The organism is Clostridiales bacterium (assembly GCA_015243575.1).
Taxonomy (GTDB): domain Bacteria; phylum Bacillota; class Clostridia; order Peptostreptococcales; family Anaerovoracaceae; genus Anoxybacterium; species Anoxybacterium hadale.
Genome location: CP042469.1, coordinates 3,493,131 through 3,509,081, shown reverse-complemented (window position 1 = coordinate 3,509,081; position 15,951 = coordinate 3,493,131). Strand labels below are relative to the sequence as shown.

Below are 15,951 nucleotides of genomic sequence, written 5' to 3'. Positions count from 1 at the left end.
GGAATGGTTAGCAATTGCTAACCGTATTATTTGTATGACGGTTAGCATGTGCTAACTGACGTGGCTTGCCGGTTGGTTCGTACTGTTGCCATCGTTGGATGACATGTAAGCTGACCGCAAAAGAAATAAAGAAACTTGTGCAAAAAGGAAAGGAGTGATGAGTTTTCATGATGAAAAGAAAAAGAGCACGGCTTGTGGCAATGATTCTTTCAGTTGTTATGGTTTTGCCAACACTGAACCCAGTCTTTGCAGCTACCCGTACGAACGGGACGTTTACTGGAACTGCGGCGGGGCGCGGGGGTCAGGTTCAAGTGACGATACAGATGGAAGACGATAGAATTACGGATATTGGGGCCGATGGGCCTAATGAGACACCGGCATATTGGAATGCTGCAATAGAGGTGCTGGAGACAATTAAAGAAAACAATGGAACAGAGAATGTGGATGCCATTGCAGGAGCAACGTTAAGCTCAAAGGCAATCCTTGAGGCTGCCAACAAAGCGCTTAACAAAGCACTGCCTGGATTTTCTTCCGGCAGCGGAAGCGCGAACAACCCCTATTTGATTTCGAGTGATACCCAGTTGTTCTGGTTTGCTGATCAGGTAAATGGTGGTGAGCCCTTTGAGGGGGCTTACATCTCCTTAGATGCAGATCTGGAGTTGACCGAAGAATGGACTCCCATCGGGTCGAATTCTTCCATGCCCTTTGCTGGCGTGTTTAACGGACAGGGCCATACCATCAGCGGGATGCAGATTGGTGCGAGCGCAGATCCAGCAGTAATCTCTTACGCAGGCCTTTTCGGGTATGTGAAAAATACTGCAGAAATTCGAAACCTTCATCTCGAAGACGTTGCTATGGTGATACAAGGTTCGGGAACGTCCTATGCGGGCGCTTTGGTTGCCTATGCGGAGAATAAATCCAGCAGTGGACTGGGTACCGTTTTAGATCACTGTACTGTGGAGGGAAGTCTGGTTATGACAAATACTGCTGCCACTATGGCAGGGGGATTAATTGGATTTGGCAATCAATATGGGCTGATCTCAAACTGCGGCGCGGATGTTGCGGTTTCCATTGATGCAGGAGGTGGAATTCTGAATGCAGGAGGGCTGATCGGCATGGCGAGCATCAACTCCATGGTCATCAACTCCTATTCACTAGGCAGTGTCAACGGCAGAAGCAGCAGCTCGACAAACAGCAATGTCGGGGGACTGGCCGGAACACTCAGTGGTATTTACTATAATGACTATACAGCGGGAGAAGTAACAACAACCGGTGATAAGGTAAGAGTTGGAGGACTTGCGGGAAATGTTGCGGCGGCAGCTATCGCAATAAGGACATATTGGAACGAAAATCTAGCAGATGCTGCCGGAAATCTCAGCGGAGTTCTGCATTCGTCCTCTGCCGGCAAGAGTGAAACTGCACTGTCTTCTCAGGAATTTGCAGACCTGATGTCAGGCGGTCTTTCTTCCAATGCAAGGGAAGTAGGAGCCGTACTTGCGGCGGAGAAGATTACTGCAATAACGATGGCTGATATGACAGACAAGATTGGGAATGAATTCTATGACTGGCAATTCAAAGGAGGTAGTGTCGTTCTGAGCAGCACGCTTTGGTCTGAGAGCGAAATTGATACATCCATCTTTGCTGGCGGAAGCGGCACGGAAGAGAGCCCTTATTTAATTTCAAATGAATCCCAGCTGCGAAAATTTGCCGTTTCTTTCACAAGTAAAATTGATTATTCGGGGAAATATGTTGCCCTAACCGATGATATCACTTTGACTGAGGAATGGATGCCAATCGGTGAGGGTGAGTATGCCTTTTGCGGAGTCTTTGACGGAAACGGGAGAACCATTTCGCAACTGAGGATTGGGAGCAGCAGCAGCCCGAAATACGATGAGATCGATACTCGGTATTTTGGACTTTTTGGAGTATTGGAAAATGCGACAGTCAAAAATCTGAATATTGAAGCTGAAATATATACAGCGGGGGAGGGTTCCCTCTATGTGGGCGCCTTAGCAGGATATGCAGAAAACACACTCGTTGATGGTCTGAGCGTGTCCGGAAATGTATCTGGCACTTCTGGTAACGGAGCAGCGGGATCTCTGTGGAAGGCGAACCATTTCGGAGGCGGTCTGATCGGCTACCAGAGCAAAGGTGCTTTGGTCAATTCAACGAGTCATGCCACCGTATTCAGCGGCGCGCAGGGAGGTCTTGCCGAGGCGGGAGGCCTTGTGGGCCTCTCAAATCGAGCACTGATAGCCAATTGCTACAGTACAGGTGATATCTCGGGAATGACTCGACGTGGCAATATCGATGGCAGAGAGTATGAAGGCATGGCTGCTGTTGGCGGAATCGCTGGTGTCTTTGCAGGAACCATGGTACAGTGCTATTCCTCGGCTAAGACCAGCACGGATACCTATTCTACCTATGTAGGCGTATTAGCGGGGTGGGTAACCGGGATTGGGAACTTGTATAAGTCTTACTACACGACTGACTCAATACAGGAAATTGAAGGAAGAGCCATCAGCCCTGTCGAATATGCAGGATGGCTGGTAGGACCGGGAATCAACGATGAGGGAGAGGCGTACACCGGCAGCATCGCTTATGGAATGGAAGGCATCACAGCCGCTGAGACTGGTACGGAAGCCTTTGCAGCAAAGCTCAATGCAAATTTCGATGAGCTTTCGGTTGATGTTGAAACCCTTTGGCCTAAAGCGGTGCTGAAAAAATGGATACTGCATGACGGCGAGGTAAAACCAAACGGAGCAGCCGCTGTTATTACCTATGTTCAGCCTGACATTCCAGAGGCTGAGTTCCAGGGGGAATACTATGACGGTACTTATTTTGGACGAAGTGAGGACAAGACACTTATCGTCAAAGTTGAAATTGCGAAGGATAAGATACAGGATATTTCAGTGTCATCTTATAGCGGGGAAATCTTTGATTTTAGCAACCTTCTGCAACAGATAAAGTCTTCTAACGGAATCAGCACACTGACCGGGGCAGACGCAGCGACAATCAGATTGAAAGATGCAGTGAGTACGGTTTTCAAAAAAGCTATTTTGTGGGATACGACTGGTTATGGTTCTGTAAGTGCATCTATATTTGCAGGAGGAACCGGGACTCAGCAGGATCCGTATCAGATTTCGACGGAGACACAGCTGCGCGCATTTGCCGCTTCCGTGAACACAGATGAGTCCTATCATGGAAAATATGTAAAGCTAACAAAGAATATCACTTTGACAGGAGAGTGGCAGAGCATAGGCGGAAATGCGCCGCATGTCTTTAAGGGAACATTTGACGGGAATTACAAGACAATTTCTAATCTAAAAACAGGAAGCAAATCTGAACCGGCAAATATTGCCTTTGCAGGATTGTTCTCCTACCTTAGCGAGGCAGTAGTGAAAAACCTGACTCTCAAAAATGTGGAGATCCATGCAAAGAACAGCGGCAGCCGGAATGTATTTGTTGCAGGTCTTGCTGCAACGGCGGGAGAAGTCTATGAAGGACCCTGTTATATCAGCGGAATTACCGTAAATGGTAATCTAAGCGCCCGGTCAAATACGGGAGCAGCGTATATCGGAGCAGTCTCTGCACGACTGGAAAAAAGTGTGGTCAATAACTGCTCGGCCGATGTTCATCTTGCTGCTTCGTCCCAGTCGGGAAGCCGCATTTATGCGGGAGGCCTATTGGGCATCTTCGCCCGTTCTGCCGTAATCAGCAACGTTGCAAAGGGCAGCATCCAGGTGAGCAGCACGGTAAACAAAACAGCATCTGGTGGTGTGACGGGATTTCATAGCGGCGTAAGCTTCAACAATGTGACAGATATGGATATCCACTCGGTGAAAGCTACTACAGATATTGGCGGTGTTGCTGGACGGAATACGGGAATCGGTTTGATGCTGCCCGGCTATTACAGTGAAAGTTCCAGCCAGCAAAATGGAGATGTGCCGCTTTCCTCTAATGTGGGCGTGGGAGTCATTGTCACAGGAACCGGAGGGGGCTGCGGTGCAGTTGAGGGTCTGACCTCTTATCAGTCGGAAGCGGACCTCATCACAACGTTGAATGGTAATCTGACAGACAGCACGATCCGAGAGAGAATTCTGCAGCTGTTAGAACTTTGGAATGTCGAATTGCCGGAATCCATAACCATGGGGAAATGGAGTGTTTTCGGCGGCGGCCTGGTACTGGATCAATCCGGTTCGGGTGTGTCCCTATTGAACGGGCGTATGATTACGGTAGAAGTGCCACAAGATCCAGATCCGACTCCGACCCCGTCAACTGGAGGCTCAAGCGGCAATACCAAGAGTACAACGACGACAGAAACTTCAACCGACAAGGATGGAACCGTTACGACGAAAACCATCAATACCAAAACAGGAGTCGTGACAACCGTCAGCATCAAGACAAATGGAGATAAGGCAACTAGAATTGATCAACCGGATGGATCTGCCAGCATTGTCATGGAGAACAAAAACGGCACTTCTTCGAAAACGCAAATCACCTCTTCGGGTCAAGTCACTTCTGCTGTCTCGCTGAATCAGAGCTCGGTTTCAGCTGCAGCAGGCAGCGCGCTAACGCTTCCTGTGCCGACAATGCCACTTGTCGCTGACCGGGATGTTGCGCCGCGCATAACATTAAATACAGAAGGAAAGACAGCGATTCTGGTGAAAATTCCTGTTGAGCGAGTCACTTCGAGTACAGTCGTTATCTTAGTGGGACAGGACGGTACCGAGACAATTCTGAAGGACTCGATTTCAGACGCCAATGGCGTGATTGCCTTGGTTATGCCTGGTGCAACCATAAAAATCATCAATAACAACAAGCACTTTGAAGACGTAAGTTCCTCTGCATGGTACCAAGAGGCGGTAGGCTTTGCCAGCGGCAGAGAAATTCTTTCCGGTACCGGAACAAGCAGTTTCTCACCCAGTGAACCCATGACACGTGGGATGCTTTGGACCGCTTTGTCGAGATACGACGGGCAAACTGGAACTGGCGGTGAAACATGGTACTCCTCGGCACAGCGTTGGGCAAGCGAGAATGATGTATCCGATGGTTCTAACCCCGAGGGGAATATAACACGAGAACAGCTTGCTTCTATTTTATATCGCTACGCAGGTTCTCCGTCTGTTCAGGGGAGTCTGGATGGCTACAAAGACGCTGGCCAAATCAGCAGTTGGGCCGATGCGGCTCTTCAGTGGGCTGTGGCGAAAGGAATTCTAAACGGAAGAGAAGGCGGTCTGCTCGATCCTCAGGCGCAGGCAAACCGCGCTGAGGTGGCAGCAATATTAATGCGCTATATCAAAGATAAGAACCACTAGTACAAAATCCCGGGCTCCAATAAGGACAGCCCGGGATTTTTTGAGTGAATTTGATTTCTTAATTTCAAGAACCAATCAGCTCGAACCAATCAGACAGGAGTGATCAATCTGAACCAAACACCTAGAGTCAATCAGCTGGAAATAACCTGAACGGTTAATGCAGTTGTTTGAGGCGGGATGCTCATAGTCTGGAAGGAGGCCCGCTCAATTCTGACAAGTTGACCCGGACGTATGGATCTAAGGGGAATGGGGTTGCCTCGACGGTCTCTGATGAGGGTAGCGTTTGTAATGGTGTAACGCACCTGGCTGTAGATGTTATCCTCCTGCCCGGTAAGAAGATAATTAAAGCCGCGGCTGGATTCCACCTCAAGCACCCTTCCTTCCTCAATGATTGAGGATTCGTTTTCCTGTACCACCATGATACTGAATGCTCTCGATTGAGGTGGTTGACTTCTGGTCATCATGGAGGAAAACCGCGCACTGACCACCATACCTTCTCTTAGATCACGCAGTCCAATGGGGTTTCCGAACTGGTCACGCATCCTTGTGTTTCTGCTTGTAATCAGGGTCACAACCTGGATATGGGTCATGGTGTTGCGCCCTGAGACCGGATATTGAATTGTTACGTAACCGCTGCCCTGTCTTCTGCTAATCGACTGGATCACTGCATCGTCTACGCTGATGGTATTGTTTCTGTCGCCCATATTGTTTCTCTCGGCGGAAGGGCTATTGCTCTCAAATTCCGCATGATTGGAGCCTAATGTAATTTCCCGATTCATACTATACACCTCTATCGGCATTGCTTCCGTATGCCTGTTATCATATATATTTCAATGTACAAAAAAGGTTCGTATGATGAGGGCGAATTCGGCTGATTCGTTCATTTTTATCCTGCTGGACGGTTCGAATTCAAACTGATAGGATGCTGGTATCAAAGAGATAGCTCGTCATTGACAGGGATCCCATAAGACACTCCTCGTTAAATATTGTAAGCTGATCCTCTGAACTTGCCGCTCCCAGAACAGGGAGAAGCGGATAGAAATGTTCCGGTGTAGTGAATGCATTTTTTGCACAATCACCTGCATTTTTATAGTGAATTACGGCTTCGTGATCGTCAGCCCTAATCTTGTCTCTAATATATTGATCAAACTCCAGTGCCCAAGGGAAGCCGTCTTCCTGATCCCAACGAAGCTTTGCAAGATTGTGCACCACATTTCCACTGCCCAATATCATAACACCCAGATCTCTTAGGGGAGCCAGCTTCTTTCCTGTCATGTACTGGGAGTTTGCATCGGCGGAAGCGTCAACACTCAGCTGCAATACGGGGATGTCAGCGTCAGGATACATATGGCAAAGAACCGACCATGCACCGTGATCAATCCCCCAGCTGTTATCAATTTGTATTCCGTCTTGAACCAGATCTTTCACTAGCCGTGCCGTTTCAGGGCTGCCCTTCGCTGGATATGGAACATTGTAGAGCGCTTCTGGAAATCCATACATATCGTAAATCATCTTGGGATAAGTTGTGTCTGAAATTCGTATTCTGTGGGTATACCAATGGGCTGAAACAACAAGAATTGCCTCTGGCTTTTTAAATTCTTTACCAAGCCTCGACCACGTTCTCGAAAAGCGGTTAGCTTCTATTGCATTCATAGGTGAGCCATGGCCGATAAACAATGCGGGCATTCTTTCCTTCATCTAAATGATACCTCCTATCTATACAAAAGGTATAACCACTTGTATCAGTTTTAAACAAAGTTTGATCGAAAACAGGAATTTTGCATTGGTGCAAACTGTTCTTCTCTCAGAAAAAAAGCTTCCCGCGAGGGAAGCTGGTGATCGAATTTATGGAGCCTTACCTTCTAAAGCCCGCAAGATACTCGAAGGCATCGATTGCCATGGGTCTTGCGAAGTAAAAACCCTGCGCCATATGGCAGCCGGAGCTGATCAGAAAGTCCACTTGCTCCTTCGTCTCAACCCCTTCGGAAATAATCTTAAGATTTAGGTCGTTGGCAATCTGAATAATTCCCTCGACAATGATCTTATCCTTATTCGTCATTCCTTCTTTTCGGAAGAATTCTTTGTCAAGCTTGAGCACATCTACCACCAGATCCTTTAACAGGTTCAGGGAGGAGTAGCCAGAGCCGAAATCGTCGATAGAGATTGGAAAACCGAGCTTCTTTAATTCTCGTATCATAGAGAAAGCCTCTTGTGAGTTGTGAAAAAAGATGGTCTCTGTCAATTCGAGCTCTAACAAATCTGAAGGAATCTGGTACTTGTTCGTCAAAGCTTTCAAATGCGCTACAAACTGTTGATTCGATAGGTGCGCTTTTGATACGTTGACGGAAATTGGAATTGCCTGCTTTCCTTCATCCAGCCACTTTCTGAGTAAAATACATACATTCTCGTAGACGTAGAAATCCAAATCGAGGATAAAACCGTTGCTTTCAAAGAGCGGGATAAACTGCGAGGGCGGTATCAGCCCTTCTTTGGGACGCTGCCATCTAACCAGTGCCTCCGCCCCTACGATGGAATTGGAGATCAGATTCATTTTTGGCTGAAGATAAACCACAAATTCCTGGTTTCTCAGCGCGGAGTACATGGAGCTCTCCAGTTCCTTTTTTCGGTTAAATTCATTTTGTATTTTTTCGTTATAAACAACGAAGCTTTCTTTTCGCACATTTCCAAGGGTCTTGTGGGCAATATCAGCTTTGCCGACGATCGATGGAATATCGGTTTCTCCAGGGGGAATCCGGTAAATGGCAGTTGTGAAATAGATCTTATATCGACTATTTATTTTTTTGAGCCGCTCTTCACATTTCTTCTGGAAGTTTCGGACACGATCGATCAGAGAAAGGTCGTTGTCGTATTCCATAAGGCAGACGAAGTTATCAGCAGAAAATCTTGCGGAGCATTCCATGTCCCTTAAATGATGCTGCATCTCCTTAGAGACTTCCGCTAGGATCAAATCTCCAGCCTGATATCCGAAGGTATCATTGAAATAGGAGAACTTATTGATATCGATATAAAAGAGTGCATATTTTTTGCTCTTTTGGTTTTCCAGAATCGATTTTGCCTCAACTTTAAATCTGTTATAGTTCCATGTTCCGGTTACACTGTCTGTATAGGCTACTTTTTTGATCTCGCGGGTATGTGTATTCTTGGTCTTGATGACGAATGTAAACGCAGCTGTCGTTGCCAGGAAAAGGATAAAAAGGAACAGCAAAAGGAACCCCGGATTTTTATAAAACAGATATTCCAGGCTGATCTCCGGCTTAGCATTTGCAGTATGCTGAAAAATAATGCCGTTTAATTGAGCGTCCGATATACTACGCAAGGATTTATTAAGGATGGAGAGAAGAATTGGATCTGCAGAATCAGATACTGCGATGGCAATCTCTTCTGTTATATTTTCGGTTCGTACAATCTCCAGGTTGTCCAGCCTTGGACTTTCTAAAAGTTTTTCGGCAACGTAGCTATTGGCATACGTAATGCTTGCTCTTCCGGTATTGACCGCCTCGAAACATTCCAGCGGACTATTGAAGTAAAGGATTTTGATGTCGGGGTTTGTCTTTTTGATATATTCTGCTGATGATAAAGAGTCTCTGACCAGAGCGGCTGTCGCAGTCTCCAAATTGATTACATTTTTATTCTTAACCAGAGCTACAGAGGCTGTCAGATAAGGCTCAGTCAGCAAAAGACCGTGCTGGTCAGCCCAATAGGCATTTTGACCAGCTCCGGTGAGCATGACAGCTTGATAATCAGAGATTTTACGCAGCGCTTCTGTGTAAGAGTGCGCTTTCAAATAGGTAAATTTTAGACCGGATTTCTCGCTGATCAGAGCCATGATATCCGCATTGATACCTGCAAAGCCGTTGCTTTGCTTGTCAAAATATTCAATCGGCGGCAGATATGCGTTAAATACAGCATTTAGCGGGCCTGAATTTTTTATAAACCTTTTTTCTTCCTCTGTGAAGATTGGGATAGAATTTTCTTCATAATCATAATACTTCTTCTGCAGTTCGTAGTCGTGGTAAGGATTACTTTCTTTAATATCGGCGATGGCGTCATTCAATGGGTTAAGGAGCTTGTCATTGCCCTTTGCAGTTATAAAATAGTAGGGAACAGGAGAAAATCTGGCAATAACCCGTTCCGTCGGTCTCTTTTCCAAACTGCTGGTAAGGATTGCATCGATTTTACCGTCGTGAAGAGCTTTTAGCTGTGCCGCCTGGTTACTGAAGAACACTGTGACTGTACTGAAATGTTTCTTTTTTGCATAACTCTCAAGAGATGCATTGACAGGTGCGTTTTCAAGGAGTCCGATTTTCATCTTCCCGAGTGCTTCGAAGTCATTGAATGCAACGTTGTTGTTCTCGACTGCAACACAGAGCAGGGAATAATTTAGACCGATCTCTTTCTCGGAAAAGTCATATAGCCGACTTAATTCAGGTGTCTTGGCCACTGGCGCCAGTAGATCAATGCTTCCCTCTTCCAGTAGCTTTAGACCACTTTCTACGGTAACGGGAACAAATTCGTAGGACCATCCGGTATAATTTGAGATCTCTTGAAGATATTCATAACCGTAACCCAATGGGGTGGTGTTTCTCTCATAGTCAAAAAAATTGGAAAGGTCGATCTGAGCCACCCGAATCGTGCGAGATTTTGCCTGTAAATTGAATAATTCTGTCGATGAAGAACGGTCTGCTGCTGGGATAAACGCCAACTGACCGTGAGTCTTTTCCGCTCCGGCAGAGGGTATGATACTGCCGATTAAAATTAGGATTACTAGAACAGAAGTGCTGTAGATAGTACTGCGTTTCATAAGTTACTCCGTACCCCTTAAAACGTTTTTAACTTCCCTATTATATAATAAGGCAAGGTAAGATACAATCGAAAACACTTCTAAATCTGACAGGATCCTGTCAGAATCGACAAAAAAGCAAAATAGTACCAATTTGAGAGCAAATTGAACATAGTTTGATGATTCGGCCAATATGAAGGTGAAATCAATGATCAATCAAATAAAGGGAAGGGAGCCGCCGAGTTTCGTCGACGGCTTCCAATTTAGAACGGATCAAAAATCAGATGCGACTTACTCAGTGGGATTGCTTCCGACGATGACTTCTCCCAGCTCGTTCACGCCGATAACCTTTTCGCCAAGCTCCCTCATTGTCTGGATATATGCGATGGCTTCAGCTTCTATGCGTTCGCCGGGGCAGATCAGAGGAATTCCAGGCGGATAGGGAATGATAGAGCTCGCGCAGATCATTCCTTCGCTGTCAGCCAGCTTTACTCTCTTTTTCTGGGTAGGAATATCAAACATCAGTGCCTGCTTTGGAGGGGTCAGCCGTACGCCGGAACCTTTTTTCTTGTCATTGCGTTCATTCGCACTATCATAGTCAATGGAAGATGCATGACTGTCGTTGGGCGACGAATTACTTTCATACAAGTGGTCTTTACCAGCAATTGCTTCCAAAGCAGATGCCAAACGGTCGTAATCCTCGGACTTGTTTCCGATTCCCGACATTGCCATGACCCAGTCGCCTGTGAAAAGCTCGATGAAGATATTGTACTCTTCCATAAGGATATGATCCAGTTGGGCACCGGAAATTCCAAGCGCTCCCAGACTAAAATTAATTTTCGTCCAATCCAATCCTTCCATCTGGCCCATTGTCTTCAACCCGGGGATTTTTGAAATCCTACGATAGAATAGATCAAGGTTATGGACCCATTCTTCCATGAGTACATTTCTATGTCTCTCGAGAATTTTTGCGTTGATATCCAAGGACGCCATTAGAATATAGGACGGACTTGTGCTCTGGACACATTGAAGCTTATCTTCAAGAAGATAATGATCCACAATCTCAGAATTGCAATGCAAGACTGCACTTTGTGTCAGGGACGCCAGCGTTTTATGGGTGCTGTTAATGACAAGGTCCGCACCTGACTCCAGTGCGGAGGCGGGAAGTGCTTTGGAAAATTGCAGATGTGCGCCATGGGCTTCGTCGACAATGAGAATCTTTCCACTGTGGTGCGCGATCTGAGCAATGGATTTTATATCGCTGCAAATGCCATAATAATTAGGACTGGTGATAAAGACGGCCTCTGCATCAGGATTTTCCGCAATCAGTTTTTCTACAGCTGCAGGCTCGATGGCTCCGGAAATTCCATATTCTCCAATTGTTTCAGGATAAACATAAACAGGCTTGATACCGCCAAGCGTCAGAGCGTTAAATACGGATTTATGGCAGTTCCGGGCCATGATCAGCTGCTTTCCCTGTCCGACTGATGCGAGGATGGCAGCGATGTTACCTCCGCTGGAACCATTGACCAACAGATAAGATTTTTTGCAGCCATAAAGCGCAGCATAGCGATCTTGCACGCTTTTGATTGCCCCTTCTGTTTGAAAGAGATTATCTGCGCCCGGAATTTCAGTGATGTCATAGTTCATGATATTGCCGAGAAAATCGTCAAACCCAAATCTTTTATATAGGAGAGAACCCTTATGGCCCGGCATATGGAAAGAAACGGCTTCCTTTTTGCTGTGCTGAGCCAAAAAATCATGAATAGAGGTATTTGCAGACATTGTTTCTCCTTTCCCGGATGTGCCGGTAAATTATTTGAATTTATCATACCACAGATTCAGCGACTTACCTACGGGGTTTTTGGTGGAAGCAACGAAACGATGCGTTGGAAGAAACTGCATGATAGCACGCTGGAAAGACATTGCATTGTGGCGCGTTGGCAGACGCTGCCTTATCGTGTGCTGGAAAAAACTTGACACAATTACCATAAAAAATTATAATACTATCAAATAGTTTGACTATCAAAATAAATTTATGAATATGAATAAAGAAAGAAAAGATCAGAAAAAGGAGGTAAACATTGGGAGTCACAATCATAGGAACCGGCAAGGCGTTGCCGGAATTGAAAGTGGATAACAACAAGCTGGCTGAGCTGGTAGAAACAGACAATCAGTGGATTATAGACAGGACAGGGATTGAAGCAAGATACGTTGCAACAAAAGAAAGCGGATTGGATCTATCGGTAGCTGCCGCAGAAGAGGCGCTGGGCGATATTGACAAAGCCTCAATCGGCTTGCTGGTCGTTGCCACCGTTACACCGGATATGCTCGTTCCCTCAATGGGAGCACTTGTGAAAAAAACATTGGGTCTTGAGAATGCCATCGCATATGATATCAATGCGGCTTGCAGCGGATTCATCTACGGACTTTGGAACGTTGAAGCGCTGATGAAAACCCATGGAATTAAGCGTGCAATGGTCATCGGTGTAGAGAGGCTGAGCAGAATTACCAACTGGGAGGATAGAGGAACCTGCATTTTGTTCGGCGATGGTGCTGGCTGTGCGGTTTTAGAGCTTTCCGAAGAAAAAACAGGAATCATCAGTAGTTTTGTTAAAAATTATGATGATGTAACAGATTCCCTGACCTGCGGGATGGATTATAGGAATATCCCATTTGCAGAGGATGAGAATAACGATATGTTTTTAAAGATGAACGGAACACAAGTGTTCCGCTTTGCTGTGGGCGCAATCGGTGAAGTGATGGATGCGGTTCTTCAGAAATCAGGAATCAAAGCAGACGATGTGAAATATTACGTTCCCCATCAGGCGAACATGAGAATCATACTGTCGGCTGCACAGCGAATGAAGCAGCCCCTGGAAAAGTTTCAAGTTAATATTCAGACGACGGGCAATGTATCGGCAGCGAGCATTCCCATGGCTTTGACTGATTTGATGAAAAGCGGCAAGGTAGAGCCGGGAGACAAGATTATGCTGGTAGGTTTCGGTGGGGGACTTACGGCTGGAGCAGTGCTGTTTGAAGCGGTTTAGCTGTAAATAGTGCAATAATCAAGATGAAAAAGACTAATCGAGTCGATAAACGAGAACAGGCAATCAGATAAAGGAGTAAGTAAGAAATGGTAAATATATGTGAAATGCTTGGAATAGAGTATCCCATTCTTCAAGGCGGGATGGCCTGGATAGCGGATGCCCCCCTTGCATCTGCTGTGAGCAATGCCGGAGGCCTCGGAATTGTGGCCTGCGGTAATGCGGATGCGGATTATGTGAGAAGTGAAATCCGCAAAACAAAGGAAATGACAGGCAAGCCGTTTGGTGTCAATGTTATGCTCCTGAACCCCCATACCGATGCTATTATGGATGTCATCTGTGAGGAGGGCGTGCCGGTGGTCACCACTGGAGCAGGAAACCCGGGCAAATATATTCCGAAGCTAAAAGAGCACGGGATCAAGGTAATTCCAGTAGTCGCATCCGTCGCGCTGGCGATCCGTGTAGAGCGGGTAGGGGCCGATGCAATCATTGCAGAAGGACTGGAGAGCGGAGGTCATATCGGTGAAGCAACCACAATGGCATTGCTTCCTCAGGTGGTTGATGCAGTAAAGATTCCTGTCATTGCCGCAGGAGGAATCGGAGATGGAAGAGGAATCGCCGCAGCCTTTATGCTGGGAGCAAAGGGCGTACAGCTGGGAACAAGATTCCTGGTCGCAAAGGAATGTACGGTGGCTCAGAGCTATAAGGATATGGTATTAAAGGCAAAGGATTCCGATACGGTAGCAACAGGCAAGAGCACCGGGCATCCGGTGCGCGTGCTGAAAAATAGACTCGCCAGAGAAATACTTTCGCTGGAAAAGAGATGCGCAGACCCTTCGGAAATTGAGAAGCTGGGAGCTGGCGCGCTGAGAGCGGCAGTGAAAGATGGTGACATGGTAAATGGCTCCGTCATGTCAGGACAGATCGCCGGGCTTATCGGCAGGGAGCAGACTGCGAAGGAAATGATCGAAGAAATGTTTGAGGAGGCAGCAGCTGTATATGAAAATAGGGCTACTATTTGCAGGCCAAGGGGCACAATACTCAGGAATGGGTAAAAGCCTTTACGAGAATTCGAAAGAGGCAAAAAAGGTTTTTGATCTTGCCGGAGATGAAATCAAAGAATGGTGTTTCGAAGGCGCAAAAGAAATTTTAAGACAGACAAATATCACGCAACCGTGCGTATATACCGTGTCCATTGCCGCGTATGAAGCTTTTTTGGAAGGATTGTCCAACCTGGAGGAAGAACTCCTCGATCAATTGGAAATGCAGGGCATGGCAGGATTCAGTCTGGGAGAGTATGCAGCTCTTACGGCAGGCGGATCAATTGCAGACTTTGAAACGGGTCTTGAAATCGTGAAAAACAGAGGCGCCTGGATGAACGATGCAGGGAGAAATGCTGAAGGGGAAAACCTCGGCGGTATGATCGCAGCGTTCGGGGAGCGAGCACGCATCCTGAATTGCGTGGAAGCTTCAAGAGAGGAAGGTGTTCTGGAAGGCGTTAATTTCAACTCACCTGTTCAGACTGTTGTGGCAGGAGATAAGGACGCACTGGAACGGTTCAAAATAAAGAGCAAAGAGATGGGACAGATCAAAGCAGTTCCTCTCAGTGTAGGGTCTGCCTTTCATAGTCCTATGATGGAGCCCGCAAAGCCGAAACTGAGAGAACTTTTGGCCGTATCAAAGCTGAAACATCCCACCACAAAAATCTACTCCAATGTTACGGGAGGAGATATTATGGAGGGCTGTCAAGGCAGCGAAAGCGAATGGCTTGCTGATATTATGGCAAAGCAGGTGACGAGCCCGGTCTACTGGCAGGAAACCATAGAGAACATGGAAGGGGAAGGGATTCACACCTTCATCGAAATCGGCCCGGGAAATACTCTATGTGGACTTGTAAAGAAAATTTGCCCGGGTGCCACTACGATGAACATCGAGGATTATGAGACTCTGTCTGATACAATCAATAAACTGAAAGAAATGATCGCGGCTGAATAAAAAGATGGTTAGCGACAGCGAATAAAAGAGGTGGAATCATGCTGAAAGGAAAAAGTGCAATTATAACCGGAGGAGTCAGAGGGATCGGAAAGGCGGTTGCAGAGGAATTCTGCAGGCAGGGTGCCAATGTGCTGCTCTGCTATCGGAGCAATGAAGAGGCAGCGAAGAACACCGCCGAAGAGCTTAGACAATACGGCACAAAAGTAGAATTGATCAAAGGCGACGTTTCAGATCCGGCTCATGCTGATGAGGCTGTAAAATATGCACAAAGCATCTTCGGCAGAGTTGATATTCTGGTAAACAATGCTGGAATCACAAATGACAAATTGATGATGAGAATGTCTGCAGATGATTTCGACACAGTAATCCGTGCGAACCTGAACGGAAGCTTTTACTTTTTAAAAGCGGCTTCCGCTGTAATGATCAAACAAAAGGGAGGACGCATCATCAACCTCTCCTCCATTGTAGGGGTACGTGGAAATGCGGGACAGGTGAATTACAGCGCATCTAAGGCGGGAATCATCGGAGTGACCCTGTCTGCAGCAAAGGAACTGGGTAAGCGTGGTATTACAGTAAACGCGGTGGCACCGGGATTCATCGAAACGGATATGACTCATGTTTTGACAGAAGATCAGAAAAAAGCTATGACCGGAGCGATTAGTCTGGGCAGAGTGGGATCTGCTTCCGATGTGGCAAATGCAGTTGCGTTCCTGGCATCGGATCAGGCGGCATACATCACCGGCCAGATTCTTGGCGTAGACGGCGGTATGTCCATATAATACACGGAGGA

General features: G+C 46.6%; 9 protein-coding genes. 5 read left to right on the top strand and 4 right to left on the bottom strand.

Annotated features, from left to right (window positions below; all coding sequences use genetic code 11):
- Window positions 1-167 precede the first annotated feature (167 nt).
- Window positions 168-5,318: an FMN-binding protein gene (locus FRZ06_15525; protein ID QOX64652.1), complete on the top strand. Its 5,151-nt coding sequence runs from the start codon at window positions 168-170 to the stop codon at window positions 5,316-5,318.
- Between the two features lie 131 nt (window positions 5,319-5,449).
- Here FRZ06_15525 and FRZ06_15520 read toward each other — a convergent pair whose 3' ends face one another.
- From FRZ06_15520 to FRZ06_15505, 4 genes are all read right to left on the bottom strand, one after another.
- Window positions 5,450-6,097 carry a hypothetical protein gene (locus FRZ06_15520; GenBank protein ID QOX64651.1) on the bottom strand — a complete coding sequence of 216 codons (648 nt, stop codon included), beginning with the start codon at window positions 6,095-6,097 and terminating at the stop codon, window positions 5,450-5,452.
- A 130-nt stretch (window positions 6,098-6,227) separates the two neighbouring features.
- Complete coding sequence (gene ygiD / locus FRZ06_15515) at window positions 6,228-7,016, bottom strand: 4,5-DOPA dioxygenase extradiol (GenBank protein QOX64650.1); 789 nt, start codon at window positions 7,014-7,016, stop codon at window positions 6,228-6,230.
- A gap of 157 nt (window positions 7,017-7,173) precedes the next feature.
- Window positions 7,174-10,140 carry an EAL domain-containing protein gene (locus FRZ06_15510; protein ID QOX64649.1) on the bottom strand — a complete coding sequence of 989 codons (2,967 nt, stop codon included), beginning with the start codon at window positions 10,138-10,140 and terminating at the stop codon, window positions 7,174-7,176.
- 270 nt (window positions 10,141-10,410) lie between these two features.
- Entirely contained in the window at window positions 10,411-11,904 is a 1,494-nt protein-coding gene (locus FRZ06_15505) for an aminotransferase class I/II-fold pyridoxal phosphate-dependent enzyme (protein ID QOX64648.1), read from the bottom strand.
- A 299-nt stretch (window positions 11,905-12,203) separates the two neighbouring features.
- Here FRZ06_15505 and FRZ06_15500 point away from each other — a divergent pair, with 299 nt between their 5' ends.
- The 4 genes from FRZ06_15500 (at window position 12,204) to fabG (ending at window position 15,940) form a co-directional block, all read left to right on the top strand.
- Window positions 12,204-13,169, top strand: a complete 966-nt coding sequence (locus FRZ06_15500) for a ketoacyl-ACP synthase III (protein QOX64647.1) — start codon at window positions 12,204-12,206, stop codon at window positions 13,167-13,169.
- Between the two features lie 86 nt (window positions 13,170-13,255).
- Window positions 13,256-14,221, top strand: a complete 966-nt coding sequence (gene fabK, locus FRZ06_15495; GenBank protein ID QOX64646.1) for an enoyl-[acyl-carrier-protein] reductase FabK — start codon at window positions 13,256-13,258, stop codon at window positions 14,219-14,221.
- Window positions 14,166-15,161: an ACP S-malonyltransferase gene (locus FRZ06_15490; GenBank protein QOX64645.1), complete on the top strand. Its 996-nt coding sequence runs from the start codon at window positions 14,166-14,168 to the stop codon at window positions 15,159-15,161. Before fabK ends, FRZ06_15490 begins: the two co-directional genes overlap by 56 nt.
- 38 nt (window positions 15,162-15,199) lie before the next feature.
- On the top strand, window positions 15,200-15,940 hold the full coding sequence (gene fabG / locus FRZ06_15485; protein QOX64644.1) for a 3-oxoacyl-[acyl-carrier-protein] reductase: 741 nt from the start codon (window positions 15,200-15,202) through the stop codon (window positions 15,938-15,940).
- The last annotated feature ends 11 nt before the right edge of the window (window positions 15,941-15,951 follow it).

What these genes read in the sequence shown, in the direction of transcription:
- FRZ06_15505 (QOX64648.1), bottom strand. Translation starts at nt 11,904, where the DNA reads ATGTCTGCAAATACCTCTATTCATGATTTTTTGGCTCAGCACAGCAAA.
- ygiD (QOX64650.1), bottom strand. Translation starts at nt 7,016, where the DNA reads ATGAAGGAAAGAATGCCCGCATTGTTTATCGGCCATGGCTCACCTATG.
- FRZ06_15520 (QOX64651.1), bottom strand. Translation starts at nt 6,097, where the DNA reads ATGAATCGGGAAATTACATTAGGCTCCAATCATGCGGAATTTGAGAGC.
- FRZ06_15525 (QOX64652.1), top strand. Translation starts at nt 168, where the DNA reads ATGATGAAAAGAAAAAGAGCACGGCTTGTGGCAATGATTCTTTCAGTT.
- FRZ06_15510 (QOX64649.1), bottom strand. Translation starts at nt 10,140, where the DNA reads ATGAAACGCAGTACTATCTACAGCACTTCTGTTCTAGTAATCCTAATT.
- fabK (QOX64646.1), top strand. Translation starts at nt 13,256, where the DNA reads ATGGTAAATATATGTGAAATGCTTGGAATAGAGTATCCCATTCTTCAA.
- fabG (QOX64644.1), top strand. Translation starts at nt 15,200, where the DNA reads ATGCTGAAAGGAAAAAGTGCAATTATAACCGGAGGAGTCAGAGGGATC.
- FRZ06_15490 (QOX64645.1), top strand. Translation starts at nt 14,166, where the DNA reads ATGAAAATAGGGCTACTATTTGCAGGCCAAGGGGCACAATACTCAGGA.